Here is a 26,741-nt window from a genome sequence, read left to right as displayed (position 1 = left end):
ACAGTGTTCGGTTTGCAATGGGATTGCGAAGCTTCCGCATATTAGCTCCATCTCGTATAAAAACGTGGTGAAACCTAGGCAAAAAAAACCGAAATCCCGCTGCTCGCATGAAACATGATCATGGTTAACGCCCGGTTACCAGAAGGTCCAAAGCCCCTGAAAACCATGGAGACAGCCAAAGATCACGCCGTCGCAGGGCGATGGCTGAATTCCTTCACATAATACTCATGTTTTATCAAGCCCGATGCGGCAAGCTCAGGCCTGGCCGCCGCTGGCCTCGAGCAGCAGTGTCGCCGCCAGATCGTCCGGCATCCGGCGCGCGCGGCCATGCTTGTTGATGACGACCACGGTGACGGTCGCCGTCGTCAGAAGCACGCCGGCCGCTGAAATCGACTGCTCCAGCACCATGCGCGCGCCGGTCGCCTTCTTCGTTCTGGTCGTGATTTCCAGAATGTCGTCCATGCGCGCAGGCCGGATGAATTTCAGGTCCATGTGGTACACGGCAAAGGCGAGGCCCTCGTCGTCGATCGTATGCAGCGTGCGCTGTTCGACGCCGAGGCAGCGCAGGTAATCGGTCCGGCCGCGTTCGAGGAAATGGAGATAGCGGGCGTGATAGACGATGCCTGAGAAATCAGTGTCCTCATAATAGACTCGCTGATGCAGACGATGTTCGCCGCCTTCGAGCCTGCCGCTCAAATCCGGTACATTTCCGCCGCTTCTGTCGGTCATCTCAAACCTCGTCTCGTCGTTCTGCGTCGTGTCCTAGTCCAGTGCAAGGCGGCTTCGCAATGACGAAAGCAAGATCGGAAAGGTCTCTGTGGCGGTATTTGAAGAGATTGCGTAAAAAAAACATTGCATTTATGTCATACTGGTTTCGGTTAACACCGAGTTTCACTGCATGACAAAACGGATCGGAGTGGTTCCATGAAAATTGCGGTTATGGGCGGAGACGGGTTCATCGGATGGCCCACATCGCTGCATCTGTCTGATGCCGGACACGAAATCCACATCATCGACAACCTGTCGCGGCGCTGGATCGACACCGAGCTCGGCGTCCAGTCGCTGACGCCGATGGACTCCATCCAGGAGCGCACCCGCATCTGGCACGCCGAGACCGGTCGCAGGATTCATTTCCACCTGATCGATCTCGCCAAGGATTACGAAATCCTGAAGAAATGGCTTGCCGAGGAAAAGCCGGACGCGATCATCCATTTCGCCGAACAGCGCGCCGCTCCCTATTCGATGAAATCCGACCGGCACAAGAACTACACGGTCGACAACAATGTGAGCGCGACGCACAATCTCCTGAACGCGCTGGTCGAGATCGGTCTCGATTCCCACATCATTCACCTCGGCACGATGGGCGTCTATGGCTATTCGACCGTCGGCGCGGCGATCCCGGAAGGCTATCTGCCGGTGGATATCGAGGCGACGACCGGCGAGAAGGTCAGCCAGGAAATCCTCTATCCGTCGAATCCCGGCTCGATCTACCACATGACCAAGTGCCTGGATCAGCTTCTCTTCGCCTTCTATGCCAAGAATGACGGCCTTCGCATCACCGACCTGCATCAGGGCATTGTCTGGGGCACGCACACCGAGCAGACCAAGCGCCATCCGCAGCTGATCAACCGCTTCGACTATGACGGCGACTACGGCACGGTGCTGAACCGCTTCCTGATCCAGGCGGCGATCGGCTACCCGCTGACCGTCCACGGCGTCGGCGGCCAGACCCGCGCCTTCATCCACATCCAGGATTCGGTGCGCTGCATCGAGCTTGCGCTCAACAACCCGCCGGAAAAGAACGCCCGCGTCGAGATCTTCAACCAGATGACGGAAACCCATCGGGTCCGCGATCTGGCCAAGATGATTTCCGAAATGTCCGGCACCGAGATTGCCTGGCTGCCCAACCCGCGCAAGGAAGCGCCGGAAAACGACTTGATCGTCAGGAACGACAAGTTCCTCTCGCTTGGCCTCAACCCGACGACGCTGAAGGAAGGGCTTCTGGAAGAGATTGTCGATATCGCCAAGAAATACGCCTATCGCGTCGACCGCAAGCGCGTTCCGGCCGTTTCCGCCTGGACCAAGGACATTGCCACCAAGATCAACCGCGATCCCGAAGGCAAGTCGCTGAAATCGGTTTCGTGATTTGATGCCTGATCCTTCAAACGAAGGCGTCCGCCGCAGCGCGGACGCCAAGGCTCCGTTCGCCTTCGTCACGCTTGTCACCAACGCCGACTATGCGATGGGTGCGCTGGCGCTTGCCCGCTCGATCTTCCTGACCGGCACGCCGGCTGATGTCGTCGTGCTTTTCACTGGCGGCACGCCGGAGGAGAGCCTGAAACAGCTCGAAGATATCGGCTGCCGGATGATCGGCGTCGACCACCTGCCCTTGTCGGATGCGTTCAACGCCCGCCATGCGCGGCGCGAAGTGCATGGGAATGCGCCCTTCACCAAGGGCCGCAAGCCGGACTTCCACACGCCGCTCGACAATTTCTGCAAGCTGAGGCTCTGGCAACTGGTCGAGTATCACGCCGTCGTGTTCATCGATGCCGATGCCATCGTCCTGAAAAACATCGACAAGCTGTTCTTCTATCCGGAATTTTCCGCGGCGCCGAATGTCTACGAAAGCCTCGCCGACTTCCACCGGCTGAATTCCGGCGTCTTCGTTGCCCGCCCGAATGTCGCGACATTCGAGGCCATGCTGGAGGCGCTCGATGCGCCGGACGCCTTCTGGCGGCGCACCGACCAGACCTTCCTGCAGACCTTTTTCCCCGACTGGCACGGCCTGCCGGTGTTCATGAACATGCTGCAATATGTCTGGTTCAACATGCCGGAACTCTGGAACTGGTCCGATATCGGCGTGCTGCACTTCCAGTATGAAAAGCCGTGGGAAGAGGATCATCCGCGCGCCGAAGCGCTCAAGCCGCTGATCGATCTGTGGTGGGCCTATTTCGACGGCGATCGGATCCCCGATATCGCATCGCTCGAGAACCCGAAAAAGCCGGCATGAAACATCTTCTCGTCAGCGGCGGCACCGGCTTCGCCGGCCGCTACATCGTGGAGGAATGCCTTGCGGCCGGCCACAAGGTGACCGTCGCGGGACGCAGCCCCCCGGCCGACCGGCTGTTTTCCCCGGCCGTCGGCTTCAGACCGCTCGACCTTGCGGAAAAGAACGTCCCCGAAGCCTTCTTCAACGGGATCGACGGCTTCGTCCATGCCGCGTTTTCCCATCTGCCGGGGCGCTATCGCGGCGGCGAGGGAGACGATCCGGCGGGCTTTCTCAGCCTGAATGTCGATGGGTCCATCGCCCTGTTCGAGGCCGCGCGGAAGGCGGGCGTAAAGCACTGCCTGTTTCTCTCGAGCCGCGCGGTTTTCGACGGCTATCCCGCCGGCACGCCGCTTGCTGAAACGCTCGCGCCCAATCCGGAAAGCCTGTACGGCAAGGCCAAGCTGGAGGCGGAGAAAGCGCTTTTTGCGCTTGCCGCACCCGGTTTCGTGCCCGTCAGCCTCAGGGCGACCGGGGTTTACGGAAACCTCTATCCGAACAAGTGGGAGAGCCTGTTCTCGGATTATCTGGCTGGCAGGACGATTAAGCCGCGTGCGGGAAGCGAGATCAATGGCCGCGATCTCGCCGGCGCCGTGCTCGCCGTGCTCGGCGCCCACATACCCAAGGTCTCGGGCAAGGCGCTCCACGTTTCAGACATCGTGATCGACAACCACACCATTCTGGCGCCGCTGAAGGCCGCGCTCGCCGCCCCCCATCCCCTGCCCGCGCGCGCCGACCATGATCAGGTCAGCGTCATGGCCACCGGCCGGCTCAATGCGCTCGGCTGGCGCACGGGCGGCATGCCGCTCTTCTCCGCCACGCTGCAGACCCTGATCGAGGGGTTTTTGGCCCGCCATCCCGGTTTGCGGCCATCGTGAATTTGATCTGACCGCTCCCAGACCCTATCTCCGGCATGCTATCGTGAAGCGCCCAAGACCGAAATGACCACAGGATTTCTCAATGAGCCGATTTGACCTCATCATATTCGATTGCGACGGCGTTCTCGTCGATTCGGAATTTCTCGCCGCCCAGGTGGAATCAAGACTGTTGAGCGAGGCCGGATACCCGATCACCGCCGGCGAGATCGGCGAACGTTTTTCCGGCCTGACCTGGCGCGATATCCTGCTGACCGTGGAGAAGGAGGCCGCGATTCCGCTGCAGGCCAACCTGATCGAGCAGCACAAGACCATCCTTGACGAGCGGCTGAAGCGCGAGCTGCAGGCCATCGAGGGCGTGCGCGAGGCTGTGGCCCAGCTATCCGAGCCGCGCTGCGTCTGCTCCAATTCGACGGAAGACCGCATCAAGGCGATGCTGACCAAGGTCGGCTATATCGACCTGTTCGAGCCGAACATCTTTTCCGCCGAAAGCCTCGGGCCCGACCGGGTCAAGCCCAAGCCGGACGTCTTCCTGCATGGGGCTGAAAGGTTGGGCGCGCGTCCCGGGAACACGCTGGTGATCGAGGATTCCGTTCACGGCATCACCGGCGCGAAGGCCGCCGGCATGCGCGTCGTCGGCTTTACCGGCGCCTCGCACACCGGACCGACTCACGCCGACAAGCTGACCGAGGCCGGCGCCGAGACGGTGATCCACCGCATGGAAGACCTGCCGGCGGTCGCAACCGCGCTGCTGGAATGGTCGGACGCTGTCTGACGGCGTCCCCACCCCTCAAGGCAATCAGTCGATGCCGAGCCTGACCCGGGTATTTTCCCCGGCGGTCACCGGCACCGGCAGATCGTTTGCCCTGAACAGGAACTGCGTCGAGAGCCCCTCGGCCGGCAGTTCAACCTCCTGGACCGTGACCTTGTCGTAGAGCGCCACGTCGCCGTCGACCACCTCGACGCGCACGGGCACCTTGTATGTGCCGGGCCTTGCCTTCGGTCCTCCGATCAGGCGACCGGCGACGGCGACCTGCAGCAGGAGCTGGTCGCCCGTCGGCGCGACGGTGCAGGTGCGCGTGTATTCGGCAAGCGAGACCTGATAGACGAGATTTTCAGCCGACGTTGAACCGGCCGGCGAATAGACGCGATCAAAGGCCTGGTCATCATCCAGCATCGCCTTGGGGCAGATGCGCGAAAGCGCCGTCAGGTTGACGCCGGGCGTGATCGGCTGGGCGGGCTGAGGCTCCGGTTCGGGCGTGGCCGTGGAGCAGGCCGCAAGGCCGGAAAGGGCCACGACGGCGGCCAGGCGGCGGGTGGTGCGAAATGACACGGCGAGTATTCCTTTCCTCTCTCAAGGGCTTTTCAAGCCCTCCGGCTTTGTTCTATATCAGCGCGAACGCAAGAATTCGACTGTCTGGCATGACCCGCAGGCACGAGGCATGAAAGACGCCTTGCCGAGATAACCGGTAAGGCCAAAGCGTGCCACAAGCTAGACATTTTCAGGAACCTGGCAAGCATAAAGGGGCTTTGCGTGGACTATATTTCGACGCGGGGCGACGCCCCGACCCTCGGCTTCTCGGACGCGCTTCTCGCTGGACTTGCAGCCGACGGCGGCCTCTACCTGCCGCGCGAATGGCCGAAAATGACGGCCGACGAGATCCGCGCGCTTCGGGGAAAATCCTATCAGGACATCGCCTTTGCAATCATAAAGCCCTTCATCGGCGGCGAAATTCCCGATGACCGCCTCGAGGCGATGATCGAGGAGGCCTATGCCACCTTCCGCCATCCGGCCGTGACGCCGCTCGTCCAGAGCGACGCCAACCGCTTCACGCTTGAACTGTTCCACGGCTCGACGCTCGCCTTCAAGGATGTCGCCATGCAGCTTCTGGCGCGGCTGATGGATTATGCGCTCGAACAGCGCGGCGAACGCGCCACGATCGTCGGCGCGACCTCGGGCGATACCGGCGGCGCTGCAATCGACGCCTTTGCGGCCAGCACGCGCACCGACATCTTCATCCTCTTCCCGCACGGCAAGGTCTCGCCGGTGCAACAGCGGCAGATGACCACGCTCGGCGCCGCCAATGTTCACGCGATCGCCGTCGAGGGGCATTTCGACGACTGCCAGAACCTGGTCAAGGCGATGTTCGCCGATCCCGGCTTCCGCAAGGAGGTCAGGCTCTCCGGCGTCAACTCGATCAACTGGGCGCGGATCATGGCGCAGGTGGTCTATTATTTTACTGCCGGCATTTCGCTCGGCGCGCCGGATCGTGCGATCGACTTCACGGTTCCCACAGGCAATTTCGGCGACATTTTCGCCGGCTACGTCGCCCGGCAGATCGGCCTTCCCGTCGGCCGGCTGGTCATCGCCACCAACGAGAACGACATCCTCGCCCGCACGCTCGAGACAGGGCGCTACGAGATGCGCGGAGTCGAGGCAACAACCTCGCCCTCCATGGACATCCAGATCTCCTCCAATTTCGAACGTCTCCTGTTCGAGGCAAGCGGACGCGACGCCGGCTATGTCCGCCGCGCCATGGCGAGCCTCAAGCAGTCCGGCGCCTTCGACATCGAGGAGGAAGCGCTTGAACGCATCCGCGCCGTCTTTGCCGCCGGGCGCACGGACCAGCAGGAGGCCGCCGCCGAAATTGCCCGCACGCTTTCGGATACCGGCGTCCTGATCGACCCGCATACGGCGGTCGCCATGTCGGTCGCCCGTTCTCACCAGGCCTCAAACCCCATGGTTGTCCTCGCCACGGCGCATCCGGCCAAATTCCCTGCGGCCGTAAAATCGGCCAGCGGTATTGACCCCGCGCTTCCGGCGTGGCTTGCTGGAATGATGGACAAGGAGGAGCGTTTCAGTGTCCTTCCCCCCGACCTCGATACGGTGGAAGCGTTCGTTCGCAACGGACTGAGCACTGGAAGCCAACGATAGGAAGCAGGATCGCATGACAGTAGAGTACACCCGGCTGCCGTCCGGGCTGACCGTCGTCACCCAGAACATGCCCCATATCGAGAGCGTGGCCATCGGGACATGGATCAAGTCTGGCTCGCGCAACGAATTCGCGAACGAACACGGCATCGCCCATCTTCTCGAGCACATGGCCTTCAAGGGCACGAAGCGCAGGACCGCGCGCCAGATCGCCGAGGAGATCGAAAATGTCGGCGGCGAGGTCAATGCCGCGACTTCGACGGAGACGACGTCCTACTATGCGCGGGTCCTGAAGGACCATCTGCCGCTCGCCGTCGATATCCTCGCGGACATCCTCACCAATTCCGCTTTCGACGAGGAGGAGCTTGCGCGCGAGAAAAACGTCATCATGCAGGAGATCGGCGCGGCAAGCGACATCCCGGACGACGTGGTGTTCGACAATTTTGCGGGCGCGGCCTATCGCGACCAGATGATCGGTCGACCGATCCTGGGAACCGCCGAAACGGTGATGGGTTTCACGCCGGACGATATCCGCCGCTATCTCGCCCGCAACTACACCACCGACCGGATCTATATCGTGGCAACCGGCGCGGTTGACCATGACGCCTTTGCGCGCCTCGTCGCCGACCGCTTCGCGGCCCTGCCGCAGAAGCCCGCCACGCCGCCGCTCGTCGAGCCCGCCAGCTACACGGGCGGCGAGGCGCGCGAGATGCGCACGCTCTCCGATGCGCAGGTCATTCTCGGCTTTGAAGGCCCGGCCTACCATGCCCAGGATTTCTACTGCTCGCAGATTCTCGCGAATGTGCTCGGCGGCGGCATGTCGTCGCGTCTCTTCCAGGAAGTGCGCGAGATCCGCGGGCTCTGCTATTCGGTTTACGCCTTCCACTGGGGCTTTTCGGATTCCGGCGTCTTCGCCGTGCATGCGGCAACCGGCGGCGACCAGTTGCCCGAACTCGTCCCCGTCATCATCAACGAGCTGCGCGAGGCCGCCGAAAGGGTCGACCCGACGGAAATCGAGCGTGCCCGGGCGCAGATCCGCGCCCAGCTTCTGATGGGCCAGGAAAGCGCCGCCGCCCGCGCCGGCCAGATCGCGCGCCAGGTCATGCTCTGGGGCCGTCCGATCCCGAACGAGGAAATGATGATGCGAATCGAAAACATCACGCCGAAGAGGCTGACCGACCTGGCCGGCCGCGCCTTCTACAATGCCCGCCCGACGCTTTCCGCCGTCGGCCCGATCGAGCAGCTGGCGCCGCTTGAGGACATCGTCGACGGTCTTTCGTTCGAGGAAAAGAAGGCCGCCGGTGCGGGCGTCTGAACGTACGATGGCAAGGATGGAACCGAAGATCGTCCTGATAGGCGGCGCCGGGCCGCTTGAGCGGAGACAGTCAGTTGTTCGCCTTCTTCGCCGCGCCTGACGCCCTGCGGCGACGCCGGTTTGCCATCCGCTCGGACACGCATGTTCTGCGCCTGCCGCGCGTTTCCGACTATCAGGCCTGGCGGCAGCTGCGCATCCGCAGCCGTTCTTTCCTTCAGCCATGGGAACCCCTCTGGAACGTCGACGAAATGACAGAGCGGGCCTTCCGCAGGCGGATAACGCGGCTCAACCGGGAATTCGACGAGGGCAGCAGCATTCAGCTGTTCATCTTCCTCAGGGAGACCGACACGCTTGTCGGCGGCATCACCATCGGCCTCATCCGCCGCGGCGTCGCGCAAATGTGCATGCTGGGCTACTGGATGGGCGAGCCCTATGCCGGCAAGGGCCATATGTTTGCCGCACTTCAGGCCGTAATTCCCTATATCTTTCATGAGTTGAGGTTGCACCGCATCGAGGCCGCCTGTATCCCCTCAAACAATCGCAGCGCTTCGCTTCTGCAAAAGGCAGGCTTCACCAAGGAGGGGCATTTGCAAAAATACCTTCGCATCAACGGCCAATGGCAGGATCATCATCTCTATGCCCTGCTCAAAGATGATCACGACGCCAAAGGGAATTGAAGACCGAAGATGCGAATGCCCGCACATCTCCGCCGGCTCGGCCGCCAGGCCCTCGCCATCATTGCACTGGCCATGGCGGTCTTCTCTGCCGCCATCCCGGCGCTGGCGCTCGAGCCCGTCGAGGTTTCGCGCGGCGATGTCGCGATCGACCTGACCAACCATGTCGACCTCTACCCCAATGAAGGCAGCGTGCTGCAAATCTCCACGGTGCCCGATGCCAACGGCATCCGCCGCCGTATCGAGGTGCGTTCCGGCAACGCCGAGCATTCGGGCGACTGGGCCGTCTTCTCGCTGGCCAATATTTCCGACGAGCAGCTTGATCGCCTGATCGTCGCTCCGCATTTCCGCCTGCCCGGCTCGGGCATGTTCTGGCCGGACCTCGGCTCCTCGCGGATCGCGGCGATCACGCCCTCGGAGGGTTTCGCGCTCAACCGTGTGGCAAGCGACGATGCCGACGTGTTCTCGATCACGCTCAATCCCGGTGCTGTGATCACCTTCGTCGCCGAACTCGACACGGCGGACCTGCCGCAGCTCTATCTCTGGCAACCGGATGCCTGGAAGGATACGGAAAACGCCTTCACGCTCTACCACGGCGTCGTGCTGGGCATTGCCGGCCTGCTGGCGGTGTTCCTCAGCATCCTGTTCGTGGTCAAGGGAACCTCCGTGCTGCCGGCGACGGCAATGCTGGCCTGGTCGGTGCTGCTCTATGTGGCGATCGATTTCAGCTTCCTCAACCAGCTGATCCCGCTCTCGCCCGGCGACCTGCGCATCTGGCGCGCCAGCGCCGACGTGGCGATCGCCTTCAGCCTGGTGGTGTTCCTGTTCACCTATCTGAACCTTGCGCGCTGGCATGCCCAGCTCGGCTATGCGGCCGCGGCCTGGGGCGTGCTGCTGATGGCGCTTTTCGGTCTGGCGCTGTTCGACCCCCCGGCCGCCGCCGGCATCGCCCGCATCTCCTTCGCCGCCACGGTGCTCGCCGGGGTCGTGCTGATGGTCTATCTCAGCCTTCGCCGCTATGACCGGGCGATCCTGCTGATGCCGGCCTGGGCGCTGATCGTCGCCTGGCTGTTTGCCGCGTGGATGACGGCCACCGGCCGTATCGACAACGACATCGTCCAGCCGGCGCTCGACGGCGGCCTCGTGCTCATCGTGCTGCTGCTCGGCTTCACCGTCATCCAGCATTCCTTTGCCGGCGGCGCCTATCAGCCCGGCCTGTTTTCGGATCTGGAGCGCCAGGCGCTCGCCCTGCTCGGCACGGAAGCGACGGTATGGGACTGGGACGTGGGACGCGACCGGATCGTCACGGAGCCGGACTTCGCGCCCAAGCTCGGTTTGGCCGCCGGCACGCTCAACGGTCCGGCCCGCTCCTGGCTGCAATACCTGCACCCCGGAGATCGCGACCGTTTCCGCTCGACCCTCGATCTCTTCCTCGAATGGCGACGCGGCCGGCTGAAACTCGAATTCCGCGTCCGCGCCAATGACGGTCACTACCACTGGATGCTGATCCGCGCGCGGCCGGTGCTTTCGACGGATGGCGAAGTGATCCGCTGCGTCGGCACGATCACCGACCAGACCGACCAGAAGGTCAGCACCCAGCGCCTGCTACAGGATGCCGTCGTCGACAATCTGACCGGTCTTCCCAACCACACGATCCTCATCGACCGCCTGAGTTATCTGGTCGCGCTGTCAAAGACGTCGCCGCACATGCGCCCGACGCTTATCGTCGCCGACATCGACCGGTTCAGCGATATCAACGAGACGCTGGGCTTTGCCGCAGGCGACAATATCCTCATCGCCCTGACACGCCGCATCCAGCGGCTTCTGAAACCGGAAGACACGCTGACGCGACTTTCGGGCAATGCCTTCGCCATCGTGCTGCAGTCGCAAACGGAGCCCGACGCGGTCGCGGAATTCGCCGATGCCCTGGTCGCCGCCATCGATGTGCCGATCACCTTCGAAAACCGCGAGATCGCGCTGACGGCCTCGATCGGCATCGCCTCCTGGCACGATGCCCCCGGCTCCGCCGAAATATTCCTCGAGGATGCGCGGCTTGCCATGCTGCGCGCCAAGCGCATGGGCGGCAACACGGTGGAGACCTACCGCCCGGCGCTGCGCATGCTCGACGACGAGCGCAAGCGCGTCGAAGCCGATCTCGGACGCGCCATCGACCGCAAGGAAATGTCGGTCTTCTACCGTCCGGTCATGCGGCTCGACAGCCACAAGGTGGCCGGTTTCGCCTGCGTGTTGAGCTGGAAGCATCCCCAGCGGGGAGAGATATCCACAGGCGAGATCTTCGAGATCAGCCGCGAGGCGGAACGCTCGGCCGAACTGGTGCTTTATACCGTGCGCCAGGCGCTTGAAGACCTCGCCGGCTGGCAGCAGACGCTGCCCAAGGTCCGCCCCTTCGTCTCGATCGAGCTCAACTGCACGGAGATGCTGAGAACCAGCACATTGATCGAACTGGAAAGCCTCGTGCGCCAGTCCGAAAACGCGCCGCGACAGGTCGTCTTCTCCATTCCCGAAGACGTTGTCCAGAAGGCGCCGGAACAGGCGAAGCTCGCGCTGCAGTATCTGCGCACGATCGGCGCAGGCGTCACGCTTTCCGGCTTCGGCAACGGGCACGGCTCGCTCACCCTGCTCAAGGGCTTCCGCTTCGACGCCGCCTATGTGGACAACGCCGTCTTCAAGCTGAACAACGAGACCCAGACGGATGTCGTCAAGGCTTTTGCCGAACTGGCGTCCAGGCTCGGAACCGCGGTCGGCGTCACCGATGTCGGCACGGAGGTTGACGCGCAGGCGCTGGCCGACGCGGAGTGCACCTATGCCAGCGGCCCGCTCTACGGCGCCTCGGTCGCTGCGCCCACAGCACTGCGCCTGCTCAAGGAAGTCGCCGCCGGGGAAGCGTGAACGTCAACGCTCAGCGACTGTCCTGTTTCGTCTGGCGGACCAGAAGCCCCAGAACGAAATCGAGTTTGCGGATGATCTCGGGGGTCAGGACGAAGGGATAGAAATCCCGCTGGCCCATGGACTTGTGGATGGCGTTCATCGCCAGCGTCAGCGGCACCCAGGCATCGGCCAGCCGTTTTCCGCTCTCGCAGCTATAGGGATCGCCGAGCGGCTCCAGACTGCCATCGTCCAGCATCAGCCCGAAAGCGCGCGCCGTCTCCAGCGTATCGACGATATGGAGCGCATGGGCGAAGCTTTCGGCAAAATCTTCCCACGGATGCGTCGAGGCATAGGCGCTGACGAAGTTCTCCGGCCAGCCCGGAGACGGGCCGTTCTCGTAATGGCGCTGCAGCGCGGCCTGATAGTCTTCCCGCTCATCGCCGAAGAGCGAGCGAAATTCCTCAAGCCTTCCGCCGTCGCGCACCAGCCTGTCCCAGACGTAATGCCCGACCTCATGACGGAAGTGACCGAGCAGCGTCCGGTAGGGTTCGTTCATCTGCTGGCGCGCGATCTCGCGGGTGACGTCGTCGGCCTCGGCGACCCTCAGTGAGATGAGGCCGTTCTCGTGGCCGGTCATGGCCGGCTGGAGATTGCCGTTCTGGTCGACCGTGTCCTCGAGAAAGTCGAAGACGAGGCCGCCGTCCGGATCCTCGCCCCTGGTCGGCGTCTCGACGTTCCAGCGCAGGAGCGAATAGAAAAGATGGCGCTCGGCCGCCACGATCCTGCCGAACCGCGCAAGGCCGTTGTCAGTGCCGGTGTCCGGGATAAGATTGTTGTGCCGGCAGGACGGACAGAACGGCTCGTCGCTGCCTTCGGGCAGAAGCCAGTTGCAGACATTGAACCCGGCGTTCTGACAAAAGCGGAACTGGCGCCGCGTCTCGTCGGCCTTGTGCCAGTTGACGGAATCGACCGGCTTGAGAGCATACATGGCAACGCTCTGCGGATCGAAACCCAGCCGGTGGCCGCAGGCGACGCAGACCTCATTGTCAAAATAGACGGTCTGACCGCAATGGTCGCATTCGAAAATCTTCATCATGGCCTCGCAATTGCGGCCGCCACGATCGACGGCCGTCAGCGCCCTGTAAACGGAAATGCCGTCATTTTGTTTCAGGCATGTCCGATCGTGGAAGAGAGCGAGGATGGGCGAACCCCCATCGAGAAGAGCGCGCGCTCATATTTGCCATCCAGATCGCGGTCGAACAGCAATTCCTCGATCGCGGGACAGGTCAGCCAGTCATTATTGGCAATCTCGCTCTCAAGCTGGCCGGGCGCCCAGCCGGCATAGCCGAGGACCAGGACCGCCCTTTCCGGTCCCTTTCCCGCGGCAACCGAGCGCAGGACGTCGAGCGTGCCGGTCATGAACAGTTCATCGGTGATGGGAATGCTGCCGTCGCCGGCGTAGTCGTCGGAATGCAGCACAAAACCGCGGCCGGGTTCCACCGGTCCGCCGCAGAGCACGGGAAAATCGCCGATTCCGGGGGCGGAGACATCCGGGGCATTCTCATCCATCAGCTTGAGCTGTTCCAGCACTTCGGGAAAGGTGACGGACTGGGCGCGATTGATGACGAACCCCATCGCGCCATCCTCGGAATGGGCGCAGATATAGATCACGCTGCGTTCGAAATCGCTTTCCGCAAGCTGCGGCATGGCGATCAGGAACTGGCCGTCGAATGGGCCGCGTTCACGCTCCGTCATCAGGTTGTCAAACACATCGGCCTCCAGCAAAGTGTCCGCGCCGCTTTCGAAATTCATCCTAGGCATAGGTTAAACATGGGGCAAGGTCACGCGATGTTCAAATCAAATTGTCCGAAAAGGCGATGAGAAGCGTGGCAGGAGGCCCGCGCCTGCGCTAAGTGTCTAGCCATGAGACCTTTGACTCGCCACTTTGTCGTTGCCGCCATCGCGGCCTTTGCTCTTGCCGGCACGGCGCAGATGTCTTTCGCTGCCGCAACGCCCTGGGCTGAGGATACCGGCGGACGCATGCGCGTGATCCTCACGCCGCCAACGGATGACGGCACGATCGAGGCCGCGCTGCAGGTCGAACCGGATCCCGGCTTCATCACCTATTGGCGCGAACCGGGCGAGAGCGGCATCCCCCCGCAGATCACCGTGACCGGTACGGGCGATGCCCGGCTCGAGGCGATCGGGTACCCCGTGCCCAAGCGCCTGAAGATCGCGAACGTGACCGACATGGGCTATGACGGCCCGGTGACCTTTCCGCTCACGCTGAGGGTCGCGCCCGGCCCGCTCCCGTCCCTTACCGTTACCGCCTTTGTCGGGCTCTGCAAGGATATCTGCATCCCCTTCCAGGCCAGTTTCGACATTCCGGCCCGGGCCGAAGCATTTGAGGAAACGCCAGTCGACAAGGCCATTCTGGCCGTTGCCCGCACGACGCTGCCCGAGAGGCCGTCGGCGGATTTCCGGGTCGACGAGGCATCTCTCAGCGCTGACGGCCTCAGGCTTGCCCTCACGCTTCCCGATCCCGGCGCCGGTGACGAGATCACCCTTGCCAACAGTCTCGGCTATATTGTCGAGGCGCCTGCCGGAAGGAGGGAAAACGGGCAATATCTCATCGACATCCCCCTGTCCGCCCTGCCCGAGGATGCAGATCCGCAGAAGGGTGACTGGCTGCTTCTGGCGAAATCCGGCGGCCGGGCCATGGAAACGCCGCTTGTCATCGCGCCCGCGCCACCCTAAGTCCTTATTGCGCTTTTTCAACACACGCAAAGAGGATTTCAAAATGTCGATTGCCAAGGGAGACAGCCTGCCGTCAGCCACCTTCATGGAACTGACGGAGAACGGGCCGGAGAAAGTCGCAAGCGATGAATTCTTCAAATCGAAGCGGATCGTGCTGTTTGCCGTGCCGGGCGCCTTCACGCCCACCTGCTCCATCAACCACCTGCCGACCTATCTGGAAAACCGGGACGCGATCCTCTCGCGCGGCGTTGACGAGATCGCCGTCATTGCCGTCAATGACCCCTTCGTCATGGGCGGCTGGGCCAAGGCGACGGGCGGCGAAGGCAAGATCCGCTATCTGGCCGACCCCGACGGCGCCTTTGCCAAGGCGCTGGGCATGGAGCTCGATCTTTCCGGAGCCGGACTCGGCACGCGCTCCAAGCGCTATTCCATGCTGGTGAAGGACGGCGTCGTGGAAGAACTGAATGTCGAGGACGATTCCGGCGAAGCCACGGTTTCCGCGGCGGCCACCATTCTGGGCCAGCTCTGACGCTTGTCCGCCGGGCCGCCCATTCGACGGCCCGGCCCTCAAGGCCTTTAATGCCCCGCGCGCTCCGCTGAGCGCCGGACCGCTTGCTTTCCGCCGCACAAGGCTGCAATGATCAGGATGTCTCTGTTTTCTGGGGCATCGGTCGGAAATGCGACAGCCGGATCCGAGTGTGATGAAGCGTGAAGTCCTGAAACCCCTCCGCTCGATCGGCACGATCCTCATTGCTGCCGCCCTTGTGGCCGCGACGCCCTTCGTCGTTCCAAACGGCATGGACGCGATGCGGCTGCTTGCGGCGCATGACGATCCGGTTGCGATCACCGATTACCGTCTGGACCGGCTTGCCCCCTCGGAATACGAGGTGGCGATCCTCGAAGCGCTTGCGGATGACGACCCGGACCTTGCGGGAAGCGTGCTGGCGCTCGCCGACAGCCGCGGCATTCCCGTCGACGGCGCGTTGCGCGAACGCACCGAGGTCGCCGTCTTCAACGAGAACAGTCTCGGTAACCGGCTCTCGGACATGTTCGAGGGGGCGCTGACCGGCCGGCCCGACAGCGCGGCAGGCCTGATCGGTGCGGTCGCAACCGATCTCACAACGGTCGGCGACGTTCGCGACATCATCATAGAAGGCGGCGCCTACCTCTCCGGCGAGGACTACGATCCCTTCATTCTCGGCATTTCCGTCGCAGGCATCGCGATCACCGGCGCGGTGATCCTGTCAGCAGGTTCGGCGACCACGGCGAAGGTCGGCACAAGCGCCTTGAAGGCCGCCGGCAAGGCCGGGGCGCTGACGGCGCCGCTGCGCCGTTCCTTCACGCGCCTCTCGCGCCAGGCCGTGAACGCGCCTGCCTTGCGCACGGCCGTTCCCCTGCTCAAGCGCGGCAATGTGCCGGCGGCAAGCCGGGCGCTTTCCGCCTCGCTTAACGCCAAGCCGCTGCTGCGCATGCAGGATGCCGCCGCCAATGTCGGCACAGTGATGACCAAGCAGGGGCTGCGGGCGGGAACCGACATGCTGAAAGTTGCCGACACGCCGGCCGACCTCACCAAATTCGGCAAGCTTTCGGCGCGTGTCGGCAAGCGTTTCCGCGCGATTGTGTTTCTGCTGGGCTCCGGCGCGGTGACGCTGAGCGGCCTTCTGCTGACCGCGGCAGGCTGGACCACGTCCTTTGCCGTCTGGCTGGCGGGCGCGGCCTATTTCGGCTTTCGCTTGCTCCGGTTTTCCTGGCGCATCGCGCTCTTGCCCTTCGGCCGTCTGCTTGTCCGCCTGATCGCGTGAACGCGCTCAGACCTTCATGTCAAAGACAAGAATACCAGACTGACCACCCGCGGCGGCGGCCACGATCTTTTCGCCCACCGCCCTGTGGTCGGGATGGTCAAGATAGGCATCGCGCGCGGAGGCGTCCTCAAAGGTGACGGCGAAACCGTCGGCATAGCCGCTGTCGAGGCCTTCCGGCGAAACATTCGGCCCGCCCTTCACATCGACGATCCCACCTATGACGTCCTTCAGCGCGGCGATGCCGGCATAGATGGCTTCCTTTTCGGAAGCCGTGACGTCCTGGCGAAATCGAATGAATACGCAATGCAAGATCATGAATTTCCTCCAGAATGGCGGCCTGGCCTGCGCCTTCACCGACCCTTCTTATATGGTTCCATCCCCAGGCGCGCCAGTTCATCGGCACGCTCGTTTTCTTCATGGCCGGCATGGCCCTTCACCCAGAAAAGCGTCACCTGATGGCGGTTGCGCTGCTCTTCCAGCGCCTGCCAGAGCTCGACATTCTTGACCGGCTTTTTCGCCGCCGTCTTCCAGCCGTTCTTCTTCCAGCCGTGAATCCATTTGCCGATACCGTCCTTCAGATAGACGCTATCGGTATAAAGCGACACCGCGCAAGGCTCCTTCAGCGCTTTCAGCGCCTCGATCGCCGCCATCAGCTCCATGCGGTTATTGGTCGTGAGCCGTTCTCCTCCCGAAAGCTCGCGTTCCTTCTCGCCATAGCGAAGCACCGCGCCCCAGCCGCCCGGTCCGGGATTGCCCGAACAGGCCCCGTCGGTGAAGATCTCGATCGTTTTCATGTTCACGACAGCCCGTATTCGCGTGCGCTCCTGACCGAGCGGTGGAAGCGCAGATAGCGAAGATATTCCAGCGGATCCTTCTTGACCACCAGCGCGCCCTCAGGCGTCGTCAGCCAGTCATAGAGCCGGGTCAGGAAGAAGCGCAGCGCCGAGCCGCGCGCCAGCAGCGGCAAGGCCTCGATCTCGGCGGCACTCAGTGGCCGCACGCTCTGATAGCCCTCGATCAGCGCCCGCGCCTTGGTGACATTGAAGGCGCCGTCCTTTTCGAAACACCAGGCATTGAGGCAGATCGCCAGGTCATAGGCAAGAAAATCATTGCAGGCGAAATAGAAGTCGATCAGGCCCGAGAGAGCATCGCCGATGAAGAACACGTTGTCGGGAAAAAGATCGGCATGAATGACGCCGTCGGGCAGGTCCACCGGCCAGCGATCCTCGAGCAGCGCCAGTTCGTCTGTGATTTCGCTTTCAAGCCCCGGCTGGACCTCATCGGCGCGGACGGCGGACTTGTCCCAGAGATCGACCCAGCCTTTCAGCGACAGCGCGTTCTCGCGGCGGATCGGAAAATCCTTCCCGGCGATGTGCATGCGGGCAAGCGCCGCGCCCAGTTCGCGGCAGTGGCGCGCCTCGGATTTCCTGAGCCACATGCCCTCCAGGAACGAGATCAGCGCCGCCGGCCGGTCACAGAGCCGCCCGTAAAGCGCGCCGTCCGAGCGTTCAAGCGGCAACGGGCAGGACAGACCCCGCTCGGCCAGATGCTGCATCAGCCCGAGATAGAACGGCAGGTCGTTTTCATCGACCCGTTTTTCGTAAAGCGTCAGGATCAGCGAAAACCGGTCCGTGTGCAGCAGGAAGTTCGAGTTCTCGACGCCCTCGGCAATGCCCTTGAAGGACAGGAGCGTGCCGCAGTCGTAGGCCTGAAGGAAATCCTTCAGCTCGACCTCGTTGATGTCGGTGTAGACGGCCAATGCAAATCCTCGATGGAAAACCTGCTGCTGGTTTTCACGATGGCCGCGTCGCTGTCAAGCAAACACGACAAGAACAGCGAGGCCGAACCGCCTACCGCCCGTTGACGAAGGCCATATCCTCGACCGTCAGCTCGACATCACGCAGTTCCCGGTTCACCAGAAAATGCTCGTTTTCGATTGCGGTTTCCGCAAGCTCGACCGTCGCTTCGAAACGGTCGCGGAAGGCTTCGATGATTTCGTTGACGACCACTTCCGGCGCTGAAGCGCCGGCAGAGATACCGAGCGTTCCAATCTCGCCGATCGCATCGAAATCGAGTTCCGAGGCGCGCTGGACCAGGATGGCGCGCTTTGCGCCGGCGCGGCTCGCGACCTCGACCAGGCGCTTGGAATTGGACGAATTCGGCGCGCCGACGATGATGAAGAGGTCGCTGCCCGGAGCGGCAGCCGACACGGCCTCCTGCCGGTTGGTCGTCGCATAGCAGATCGAATCGGCCGATGGCGCGGTCAGGTTGGGAAATCTTTCCTGCAGTTTGGCGATCACCGCCGCCGTATCCTCCACCGAAAGCGTGGTCTGGGTGACGTAGCCGAGATTGTCCGGGTCGGCGGGCTCGTATTTTTCAGCGTCCTCCACCGTCTCGACGAGCGACACGGCGCCCTCGGGCAATTGCCCCATCGTGCCGATGACCTCCGGATGGCCGGCATGGCCGATCAGCACCACATGGCGGCCGAGCCGTTCATGGCGCATGGCCTGCTTGTGCACCTTGGAAACCAGGGGGCAGGTGGCGTCGAGATAGAAGAGATTACGGCTTTCGGCATCCGCCGGCACGGATTTCGGCACGCCATGGGCGGAAAACACCACCGGCTGGTCGCGGTGTTCTGCCGGAATCTCGTCAAGCTCCTCGACAAAGATCGCACCCATGGCCTCGAGCCCTTCGACCACATAGCGGTTGTGGACGATCTCGTGGCGCACATAGACCGGCGCGCCGTAGCGCTTCAGCGCCAGAACCACGATCTGGATTGCCCGGTCAACGCCCGCGCAAAAGCCGCGCGGCCCGCACAGACGGATGGTGAGTGGGCTCTTGGTCATGTCGGGCTCTTTCGTATCTGTCATTCCGTCGCCTTTTGCTCGTCGCCCCAAGATGGGTTTTCGGCGCGGCAAATCAACGCCCGCAACTGATACCAATGATGACGGTCCCTTGTCCAATGCGCGTTGGCGCCGGATGTGGACGGAAGCGCGACAACGGGGATATCGCCGATGCCGGTTTCCAGCGGACCGCAGCGGATCGTCCGGTCAGCAAAGAATATGCGGGCGGCTGTCAGGCTGGTGAAGGCGATCAGCTTCGGCCGGAAGTGCAGCATCTTTTCGCGAAAGCCCTGAAGGTCGAAATGCTTCTCGCTCAAGACCCGGTCCATGCCGCTTTCGACCTGGTTGAGGTCCGTCAGCCCGATGCCGTAATCGAGCAACCGCCGGAAATCTGCCGGATCGATCCGCTCCAGCGTCAGGCCCGTCTCATGCAGGGTGCGATAGAAGCGGTTTGACGGGTTGGCGTAAAAAGAACCGGTGCGGGCCGAGATCGTGCCCTTGGCGGTTCCGCAGAACACGATCCTGAGACCAGGCGCCAGAAGATCAATCACGGTGGCGGCGCCTTCTGAGCACCAGCACGCCGACCCCGATGGCAAGCACGGCCGCCAGCCCGTACCAGGTGAAGGCGTATTGCAGGTGGTTGTTGGGAAAGGAAATGCGGGTGACGCCGCCGACCGGCAGACCGCCGGGATTTCCCGCATCGCCAGCGTCGATGAAGAAGGGCAACATCGTTTCTCCGTCAAGCCCGGCGGAATCCGCCATGGCGTCAAGGTCCTTCCAGTAAAAGATGTTTTTAGACAGATCGTTCTCGGGAACGAGAAAGGACGGCTTTCCCGAAAGGCGCTCGCGCGCAAGGCCGGTTATGGTGACAGTCCCCTCCACCTGACCTTCGGCCCGCGTAGCAGCCTCCTTCCTGTCGAAGGGCACAAAGCCGCGGTTGACGAAGACGATCCGCCCGTCCTCGAGCCTCAGCGGCGTGTAGATGTAATAGCCGGACAGGCCCTCGAAAGTCGCGAAATAGTGCCGCTCGCGGTCATGTTCAAACGTACCGGTAACCGTTACCGGCCGGTAGCGGATATCCGCGCCCTCCGCCGCCATCGTCTCGATCTCGGCTAGCGACACCGGCGGCGAAGCCAAGCGGGCCTCGACGGTCGCCAGCAGGTCTTCCTTCCAGTGGAGCCGGCGAACCTGCCAGTTGCCAAGCAGGATCAGCGCCGTGAAGGCAACAAACGCCAGCGCGAGCCCGAAAATGCCGAAGGGCGACAGACGGCGCTCAGGCATCGTCGGAGCGATCGATCACGCCTTCCGCGGCGCTGTGGCGATATTGCAGGCCGATCAGTACGCCCTTGAAGGCCCTGAGCGCGCCAAGCGACAGCGCGATGGTGACCGGCACCCAGATGAGCGCATGCACCCAGAGCGGCGGCGAATAGGAAATTTCCGTCCAGAGCACCAGCGCAATCACCAGAAAGCCGACGGCGAACATGACGAAGACAGCCGGCCCGTCGCCCGAATCGGCAAAGCCATAGTCGAGCCCGCAGTTCTCGCATTCCGGCTTCAGCGTCAGGAAGCCGTCGAACAGCTTTCCCTTGCCGCAGCGCGGGCAACGGCCGGCAAGGCCCGGCAATATCATGCCTGCGGGTTTCCGATTGTGGTCGTGATTTGACATGGAACGGTTCGCCCCGCAACGAGACCGGCGCGGCGCCTCTTACTGAATGACATCCCGCCACTCTTCATGGCGGATACTGAGCGCCTTGAAGAACGGACAGAGGGGTACAATTTTCCAGCCGCCCTGGCGCGCCGCATTGACGGCATGTTCGGCGAGCGCCTGACCGACGCCCTTGCCGCGCAGCGCGTCGGGCACGCCGGTGTGATCGATGATGACAAGCTTCGTGGATGCGCGCGAATAGGTCATCTCGGCTTCATGGCCATCGACATTGGCGAAATAGCGCCCGCCCGAAGCGGTCTTTTCTTCATGGATATCGATGACGGTGCCTCACAAAAGAAAGACGGCCGCCGCATTTTCTGACGCGGCGACCGTGAACTTAGGATCAATGTCCGGTTTCGGCAAGCGGCGCGCCCCAGCCGCCCCAGATATAGATCGTGAAGAACAGGAACAGCCAGACGACGTCGACGAAGTGCCAGTACCAGGCCGCCGCTTCGAGCCCGAAATGTCGCTCCGGCGTGAAGGCGCCGCGCGCGGCGCGCACCAGACAGACGATCAGAAAGATCGTGCCGACGATGACGTGAAAGCCGTGAAACCCGGTCGCCATGAAGAAGGTCGCGCCGTAGATCGAATTCTTGAAGGCGAACGGCGCCTCGTAATATTCGTAGGCCTGAACGCCGGTGAACAGCAGGCCGAGCACTACCGTCAGCGTCAGCCCCTGGATCAGCCCCTTGCGATCGCCATGCAACAGCGCATGATGCGCCCAGGTCAGCGTCGTGCCGGACAGGAGCAGGATGACCGTGTTGTAGAGCGGGAAGTGCCAGGGGTCGACAACGGCAATGCCCTCAGGCGGCCACGTACCCCCCGTTGCCTCGACGCGGGAGGCCTGGATTGCCTCTCCGGTAAACAGGCTCGCATCGAAGAAGGCCCAGAACCACGCCACGAAGAACATCACCTCGGACGCGATGAACATGATCATGCCGTAACGCAGATGCAGCGAGACGACCGGCGTATGATGACCCTCCTGCCCCTCCTTGATCGTATCCGACCACCAGCCGTGCAGAACGTAGAGAACGACGACCAGACCGATCAGGAACAGCCATGGCTGCGCCAGATTGAGTCCGAACATGGTGAACGACCCGCCACTCAGATAGCGCATGTAGCCGACGCCGCCGAAGGCCATCAGGAAAACGCCGATCGAGGCGACCAGCGGCCAGGGGCTCGGGTCGATGATGTGGTAGTCGTGGTTTTTGTGTTGCGTTTCCGCCATTGATGGTCCCCGTTTCCTCTCCCACGCAGCATAAGGGCCGAATTCGCTGCGTTAATCAATCCCCGCAGATGACAATCCGCAATTCACGCCGGCCGGTCAACTTTTTGAACCGGCAGCCTTTACCTCCAGTGCCGCAGCTTCGGAAGCGGCAGGCAGATCATGCTCGAAAAATGTATAGGACAGGGTGAGCACCTTGATGTCCCTGGTCTCCTCGGCCTCCGTGATCGCCGGATCGACGAAGAACACCACCGGCATTTCCAGCGTCTCTCCGGGCGGCAGCGTCGTATCGGTAAAGCAGAAGCACTCGACCTTGTTGAAATAGGCTCCGGCCTGCAGCGGCGTCACGTTGAAGATCGCCTGACCGTTGATCGGTTCGCTCGATTTGTTACGCGCCGTAAACATGACCTGCACCGTCTCGCCGATCTTCGGCGACACGGAGGACTGCATCGGCTTGAATTCCCAGTCGAGGCCCGGCGCGACATTGGCGTCGAAGGTGACCTTGATGGTCTTGTCGAGGATGGTGTTCGAATATTGCTCGACGCGCTGGGCCGTGCCGTTATAGCCGGTCACCTGGCAGAATATCCGGTAGAGCGGCACGGCGGCAAAGCTCATGCCTGTCATGCCGACGACGAAGACGAGGCACATCGCGACGATGGCGCCGTTGTTGCGCGGTTTCTGTCTTGTCTCCTCCGTCATGCCTTCCCTCTCCTCAGGCCGAACCGAACTTGACCATGGTGATGACGTAGAACAGCACCACCAGGCCGAACAGAAGCAGGCCGAGCGCGATGTTGCGCCCCCGCCGGGCCTTCTTCTGCTTCTCTGTAAGCTTGACTGTCTCGATCATGGCGCCCTCAGCCGACAAGCATGAAGACGGCGCGATCGACAATCAGCGCGGCGAAGACCGAAAACAGGTAGACGATCGAGAAGCCGAACATTTTCCTGGCCGGCAGCATGCGCTGATCCCCCTCGGGCATCGCCCGGACTTTCAGCGCGGCATAGACGAAATAAGCGCCCATCCCCCCGGCAAAGACGGCATAGAACGGGCTCGCGAGGCCCGTCAGAGCGGGCGCGACCCCGGCAATCGCCGTCAGCACGGCATAGGCCAGCATCTGGTTCTTGGTCGATTGCTCGCCGGCGACATTCGGCATCATCGGGATGCCGACATCGTCATAATCGCGCATCTTGAACAGCGCCAGAGCCCAGAAATGCGGCGGCGTCCACAGGAAGGTGATGGAAAACAGAATGATGCTGTCCAGCGAGATGCCGCCGGTGACGGCCGCCCAGCCAACCATGGGCGGGAAAGCGCCCGCCGCCCCGCCGATGACGATGTTCTGCGGCGTCGAGCGCTTCAGCCACATCGTGTAGAAGACGGCGTAGTACAGAATCGTGAACGCCAGCAGCCCGGCGGCAAACCAGTTGACCGCAAGGCCGAGCGTGGCGACGGAAAAGCACGACAGCGCGATGCCGAAGGCAAGCGCCTCCTGACGCGATACGCGGCCGGCAGGGATGGGACGCCTGGCCGTGCGCGACATGACGGCATCGATATCGGAATCATACCACATGTTGAGCGCGCCAGCGGCCCCTGCTCCGGTGGCGATGCAGAGAATCGCGATCGCGCCCATGACCGGGTTGATCGGGCCGGGCGCCAGGAACAGCCCGGCAAAGGCCGTAAACACCACCAGCGACATCACCCGCGGCTTCAAAAGCGCGAAGTAATCGCGCGCCGTCGCCTCCGATAGGCCGATATCGGCATGTCCCAGGCCGGTCTCGCTGTCCAGTACTGTCATTCTGTGCTCAGTCTCGTTGTTTGAGAAAGCCCGCGCGCCCCAGGTCGGCGCGCGGCCTTCAATGCGTTTCAGTGGCGCAACTCAGCGCACGCGCGGCAGTTCCGACCACTGGTGGTAGGGCGGCGGCGAGGAAAGCTGCCATTCGAGCGTGGTTGCGCCCGGACCCCAGGGATTGTCGCCAGCCACCCGCTTTTTCGCAAAGGCCTCATAGATGCCGTAGAGGAAAATGAGAACCCCTATGGCCGAGATATAGGAGCCGTAGGACGAAACAGCATTCCAGCCGGCAAAGGCGTCAGGATAGTCGATATAACGGCGCGGCATGCCCGAAAGACCGAGGAAGTGCTGCGGGAAGAACACGAGGTTCACACCGACAAACATGACCCAGAAATGGATATGGGCCACGCGCTCATTATACATGTAGCCGGTGATCTTCGGGAACCAGTAGTACCAGCCTGCGAAGATCGCGAACACCGCGCCGAGCGACAGCACGTAGTGGAAATGCGCGACCACGTAATAGGTGTCGTGCAGCGAGCGGTCGAGCCCGGCATTGGCGAGCTGCACCCCGGTCACGCCGCCGACGGTGAACAGGAAGATGAATCCGATCGCCCAGACCATCGGCGGCCTGAAGCTGATCGACCCGCCCCACATGGTGGCGATCCACGAGAAGATCTTCACGCCCGTCGGCACCGCGATCACCATGGTGGCGAAGACGAAGTAGCGCTGCGTGTCGAGCGACAGACCCACCGTATACATGTGGTGCGCCCAGACGATGAAGCCCACGGCGCCAATCGCGACCATGGCATAGGCCATGCCGAGATAGCCGAAGACCGGCTTCTTCGAGAAGGTCGAGATGATGTGGCTGATGATGCCGAACCCCGGCAGGATCAGGATGTAGACTTCCGGATGACCGAAGAACCAGAACAGATGCTGGTAGAGGATCGGGTCGCCGCCGCCGTCGGGCGAGAAGAACGTCGTGCCGAAGTTGCGGTCCGTCAGCAGCATGGTGATGCCGCCCGCCAGAACCGGCAGCGACAGAAGCAGCAGGAAGGCGGTAGCCAGAACCGACCAGGCGAAAAGCGGCATCTTGTGCAGCGTCATGCCCGGCGCGCGCATGTTGAGGATCGTGGTGATGAAGTTGATCGCGCCGAGAATGGACGAGATACCCGCCACATGCAGCGCGAAGATCGCCAGATCCACCGCCGGCCCCGGCATGCCCGCGGTCGAGAAGGGCGGGTAGAGCGTCCAGCCGCCGCCGACGCCGTTGGATCCCGCCGGCCCTTCCACGAACATGGACATCAGCAGCAGCAGGAAGGCGGGAACAAGCAACCAGAACGAAATATTGTTGAGGCGGGGAAACGCCATATCCGGCGCACCGATCATGATCGGGATCATCCAGTTGGCGAAACCGCCGATCATCGCCGGCATCACCATGAAGAAGATCATGATCAGGCCGTGCGCGGTCGTGAAGACGTTATAAAGGTGCTTGCCCTGGTCGACTGCGGCGGCGCCCGCGTCTCCGTAGACCATGGAGGCAAGGCCGTTGAATATCTGGATGCCGGGCTCCTGCAGCTCCATGCGCATGGCGACAGAGAGCGCGCCGCCGATGATGCCCGCGCAGATGGCGAAGATCAGGTAGAGCGTGCCGATATCCTTGTGATTGGTCGACAGGAACCAACGGGCGAAAAAGCCGGGCTTATGGTCGTCGTCGTGAGCGGTGTGCGTGCCTGCTTCGGCCATGTTCGTCTCCCTCCCCCTCAGTCTTTGTCCGCAAGCAGAACGGCGTCCTGCTGCGCATTGTCGATACTGGCCATCAGCGCCCTGTTGGCGGCTTCCACATCCGTTGCGGCGGAAGCTTGCCAGGCCTCGAACTGCTCGGCCGAGACCGCGCGAATCGCGATCGGCATGAAGGCGTGGTCCTTGCCGCAAAGCTCGGAACACTGGCCGTAATAGATGCCCTCCTCATCGGCCTTGAACCAGGTCTCGTTGAGGCGACCGGGCACGGCGTCGATCTTGATGCCGAAGGCCGGCATGGCGAAGGAATGGATGACATCCGTGGGCGCGGCCGTCACCAGGAGGCGCACGGTCTCGCCCACTGGCACCACCATTTCGTTGTCGACGGCAAGAAGCCGCGGATAGACGGCCTTGTCTTCCTTGCCGTATTCGGCGCGCTGGTCTTCCGTCAGCATGTAGGAGGAATAGGAAATCTCGCCGTCCTCGATTTCCGGATAGTCATAGCTCCACAGCCACTGGGTCGCCGTCGCCTTGACCGTCAGCTTGGGATCTTCCGGCATGGTCAGCTGCGCCGTCAGCAGGTTGAAGGACGGCACGGCGAGGAACAGGAGGATGAGAACGGGCGCGACCGTCCAGACCACCTCGATCATGGTGTTGTGACTGGTGCGCGACGCTTCCGGATTCTTCGACGCCCTGAAGCGCACCATCACGGTGATCAGCAATGCCAGAACGAAGAGCACGATCGGCACGATAAACCAGAGCGTATACTGCTCGAACCAGCGAATCTGATGCATGATCGGCGAAGCCGCAGGCTGCATGCCCATTTCCCACGGCTTGGGCTGCGCCGCATAGGCGCTGCCCGTGCCCGCAAGACAGAGAAGAGCTGCCACGCATGCTCTGGTCTTGTTCATCACGTTGAATTCTCCCTCCATCGTTTGACCGTGGTCAAACCGGACCCTTTCCAAGGACGCTATATGGCACAAAGGCCTGAATCGCGTTTAAGGCCATGATAACATCTATTTACGCTCGCGCACGCCTCTGCTGCGCGCAGCGGCGCAGAAGGTGTACCCGTTTTTCTCCCTCAGTCACAATTATGCCATAGCATTTGCCGATTTGAAGCGTCAAATTGTCTCACGCGGAGGGAACAAGAATCATAA

Annotated in this window: 29 protein-coding genes; 11 read left to right on the top strand and 18 right to left on the bottom strand. The window is 62.5% G+C overall.

The features are described from left to right. Positions 1–255: 255 nt before the first annotated feature. On the bottom strand, positions 256–729 hold the full coding sequence (gene ybgC / locus JET14_RS06485; protein ID WP_200337321.1) for a tol-pal system-associated acyl-CoA thioesterase: 474 nt from the start codon (positions 727–729) through the stop codon (positions 256–258). 195 nt (positions 730–924) lie between these two features. Between ybgC and JET14_RS06480 the strand changes: the two genes are divergently transcribed. The 4 genes from JET14_RS06480 (at position 925) to JET14_RS06465 (ending at position 4,696) form a co-directional block, all read left to right on the top strand. Next, on the top strand, positions 925–2,145 hold the full coding sequence (locus JET14_RS06480) for an NAD-dependent epimerase/dehydratase family protein (protein ID WP_200337320.1): 1,221 nt from the start codon (positions 925–927) through the stop codon (positions 2,143–2,145). A gap of 4 nt (positions 2,146–2,149) precedes the next feature. Beyond that, entirely contained in the window at positions 2,150–3,010 is an 861-nt protein-coding gene (locus tag JET14_RS06475) for a glycosyltransferase (protein ID WP_200337319.1), read from the top strand. Continuing rightward, positions 3,007–3,924, top strand: coding sequence for an NAD-dependent epimerase/dehydratase family protein (locus tag JET14_RS06470; protein WP_200337318.1), 918 nt, complete (start codon positions 3,007–3,009; stop codon positions 3,922–3,924). The genes JET14_RS06475 and JET14_RS06470 overlap by 4 nt, the downstream gene beginning before the upstream one ends. A gap of 82 nt (positions 3,925–4,006) precedes the next feature. Then, on the top strand, positions 4,007–4,696 hold the full coding sequence (locus JET14_RS06465; RefSeq protein WP_200337317.1) for an HAD family hydrolase: 690 nt from the start codon (positions 4,007–4,009) through the stop codon (positions 4,694–4,696). A 24-nt stretch (positions 4,697–4,720) separates the two neighbouring features. On the opposite strand, the gene JET14_RS06460 is transcribed toward JET14_RS06465, so the two are convergent. Continuing rightward, positions 4,721–5,254 carry a hypothetical protein gene (locus JET14_RS06460; RefSeq protein ID WP_024707286.1) on the bottom strand — a complete coding sequence of 178 codons (534 nt, stop codon included), beginning with the start codon at positions 5,252–5,254 and terminating at the stop codon, positions 4,721–4,723. 201 nt (positions 5,255–5,455) lie between these two features. Between JET14_RS06460 and thrC the strand changes: the two genes are divergently transcribed. The 4 genes from thrC (at position 5,456) to JET14_RS06440 (ending at position 11,752) form a co-directional block, all read left to right on the top strand. Further along, positions 5,456–6,856, top strand: coding sequence for a threonine synthase (gene thrC, locus JET14_RS06455; RefSeq protein WP_200337316.1), 1,401 nt, complete (start codon positions 5,456–5,458; stop codon positions 6,854–6,856). 13 nt (positions 6,857–6,869) lie between these two features. Beyond that, a complete protein-coding gene (locus tag JET14_RS06450) occupies positions 6,870–8,168 on the top strand; it encodes a M16 family metallopeptidase (RefSeq protein WP_200337315.1) in 1,299 nt (432 codons plus the stop codon). Positions 8,169–8,242: 74 nt separating this feature from the next. Further along, positions 8,243–8,845 carry a GNAT family N-acetyltransferase gene (locus tag JET14_RS06445; RefSeq protein WP_024707283.1) on the top strand — a complete coding sequence of 201 codons (603 nt, stop codon included), beginning with the start codon at positions 8,243–8,245 and terminating at the stop codon, positions 8,843–8,845. Positions 8,846–8,860: 15 nt separating this feature from the next. Then, complete coding sequence (locus JET14_RS06440) at positions 8,861–11,752, top strand: EAL domain-containing protein (RefSeq protein WP_200337314.1); 2,892 nt, start codon at positions 8,861–8,863, stop codon at positions 11,750–11,752. A 10-nt stretch (positions 11,753–11,762) separates the two neighbouring features. Here JET14_RS06440 and JET14_RS06435 read toward each other — a convergent pair whose 3' ends face one another. Next, the gene (locus JET14_RS06435) at positions 11,763–12,824 is read right to left on the bottom strand and encodes a zinc-binding metallopeptidase family protein (RefSeq protein WP_200337313.1); all 1,062 of its coding nucleotides are present in this window, start codon (positions 12,822–12,824) and stop codon (positions 11,763–11,765) included. A gap of 74 nt (positions 12,825–12,898) precedes the next feature. Next, positions 12,899–13,486 carry a YqgE/AlgH family protein gene (locus JET14_RS06430; RefSeq protein WP_024707280.1) on the bottom strand — a complete coding sequence of 196 codons (588 nt, stop codon included), beginning with the start codon at positions 13,484–13,486 and terminating at the stop codon, positions 12,899–12,901. 168 nt (positions 13,487–13,654) lie between these two features. Here JET14_RS06430 and JET14_RS06425 point away from each other — a divergent pair, with 168 nt between their 5' ends. From JET14_RS06425 to JET14_RS06415, 3 genes are all read left to right on the top strand, one after another. Next, entirely contained in the window at positions 13,655–14,488 is an 834-nt protein-coding gene (locus JET14_RS06425) for a protein-disulfide reductase DsbD domain-containing protein (RefSeq protein WP_200337312.1), read from the top strand. Between the two features lie 43 nt (positions 14,489–14,531). Beyond that, on the top strand, positions 14,532–15,017 hold the full coding sequence (locus JET14_RS06420; protein WP_200337311.1) for a peroxiredoxin: 486 nt from the start codon (positions 14,532–14,534) through the stop codon (positions 15,015–15,017). Between the two features lie 172 nt (positions 15,018–15,189). Next, entirely contained in the window at positions 15,190–16,290 is a 1,101-nt protein-coding gene (locus tag JET14_RS06415; protein WP_200337310.1) for a hypothetical protein, read from the top strand. Between the two features lie 6 nt (positions 16,291–16,296). Here JET14_RS06415 and JET14_RS06410 read toward each other — a convergent pair whose 3' ends face one another. From JET14_RS06410 to coxB, 14 genes are all read right to left on the bottom strand, one after another. Then, a complete protein-coding gene (locus JET14_RS06410) occupies positions 16,297–16,605 on the bottom strand; it encodes a Dabb family protein (protein ID WP_200337309.1) in 309 nt (102 codons plus the stop codon). 35 nt (positions 16,606–16,640) lie between these two features. Next, positions 16,641–17,084, bottom strand: a complete 444-nt coding sequence (gene rnhA / locus JET14_RS06405) for a ribonuclease HI (RefSeq protein WP_200337308.1) — start codon at positions 17,082–17,084, stop codon at positions 16,641–16,643. Between the two features lie 2 nt (positions 17,085–17,086). Further along, positions 17,087–18,049: a homoserine kinase gene (locus tag JET14_RS06400; RefSeq protein ID WP_200337307.1), complete on the bottom strand. Its 963-nt coding sequence runs from the start codon at positions 18,047–18,049 to the stop codon at positions 17,087–17,089. A gap of 91 nt (positions 18,050–18,140) precedes the next feature. Next, positions 18,141–19,160 carry a 4-hydroxy-3-methylbut-2-enyl diphosphate reductase gene (ispH, locus tag JET14_RS06395; RefSeq protein WP_432443067.1) on the bottom strand — a complete coding sequence of 340 codons (1,020 nt, stop codon included), beginning with the start codon at positions 19,158–19,160 and terminating at the stop codon, positions 18,141–18,143. Then, entirely contained in the window at positions 19,157–19,684 is a 528-nt protein-coding gene (locus JET14_RS06390; protein WP_200337306.1) for a mismatch-specific DNA-glycosylase, read from the bottom strand. Before JET14_RS06390 ends, ispH begins: the two co-directional genes overlap by 4 nt. Next, positions 19,677–20,414, bottom strand: a complete 738-nt coding sequence (locus tag JET14_RS06385; RefSeq protein ID WP_200337305.1) for an SURF1 family protein — start codon at positions 20,412–20,414, stop codon at positions 19,677–19,679. The genes JET14_RS06390 and JET14_RS06385 overlap by 8 nt, the downstream gene beginning before the upstream one ends. Then, positions 20,407–20,763 carry a DUF983 domain-containing protein gene (locus JET14_RS06380; protein WP_246750543.1) on the bottom strand — a complete coding sequence of 119 codons (357 nt, stop codon included), beginning with the start codon at positions 20,761–20,763 and terminating at the stop codon, positions 20,407–20,409. Before JET14_RS06380 ends, JET14_RS06385 begins: the two co-directional genes overlap by 8 nt. A 75-nt stretch (positions 20,764–20,838) precedes the next feature. Then, positions 20,839–21,117, bottom strand: a complete 279-nt coding sequence (locus tag JET14_RS06375; RefSeq protein ID WP_200338005.1) for a GNAT family N-acetyltransferase — start codon at positions 21,115–21,117, stop codon at positions 20,839–20,841. 64 nt (positions 21,118–21,181) lie between these two features. After that, entirely contained in the window at positions 21,182–22,066 is an 885-nt protein-coding gene (locus tag JET14_RS06370) for a cytochrome c oxidase subunit 3 (protein WP_024709227.1), read from the bottom strand. A gap of 96 nt (positions 22,067–22,162) precedes the next feature. Next, positions 22,163–22,762 (bottom strand): cytochrome c oxidase assembly protein, encoded by a 600-nt coding sequence (locus tag JET14_RS06365; RefSeq protein WP_200337303.1) that lies wholly within the window; start codon positions 22,760–22,762, stop codon positions 22,163–22,165. Positions 22,763–22,775: 13 nt separating this feature from the next. Beyond that, entirely contained in the window at positions 22,776–22,910 is a 135-nt protein-coding gene (locus JET14_RS22905) for a hypothetical protein (protein ID WP_036237789.1), read from the bottom strand. A gap of 7 nt (positions 22,911–22,917) precedes the next feature. Next, positions 22,918–23,853 (bottom strand): heme o synthase, encoded by a 936-nt coding sequence (locus tag JET14_RS06360; protein WP_200337302.1) that lies wholly within the window; start codon positions 23,851–23,853, stop codon positions 22,918–22,920. 81 nt (positions 23,854–23,934) lie between these two features. After that, positions 23,935–25,590, bottom strand: a complete 1,656-nt coding sequence (gene ctaD / locus JET14_RS06355) for a cytochrome c oxidase subunit I (RefSeq protein ID WP_200337301.1) — start codon at positions 25,588–25,590, stop codon at positions 23,935–23,937. Between the two features lie 17 nt (positions 25,591–25,607). Next, the gene (gene coxB / locus JET14_RS06350; RefSeq protein WP_200337300.1) at positions 25,608–26,495 is read right to left on the bottom strand and encodes a cytochrome c oxidase subunit II; all 888 of its coding nucleotides are present in this window, start codon (positions 26,493–26,495) and stop codon (positions 25,608–25,610) included. Positions 26,496–26,741: the final 246 nt, after the last annotated feature.

Source organism: Martelella lutilitoris (assembly GCF_016598595.1).
In the GTDB taxonomy this organism is placed as follows: domain Bacteria; phylum Pseudomonadota; class Alphaproteobacteria; order Rhizobiales; family Rhizobiaceae; genus Martelella; species Martelella lutilitoris_A.
The sequence above is the reverse complement of the archived record's forward strand: the minus strand, read 5'-3'. Positions and strand labels throughout refer to the sequence as shown.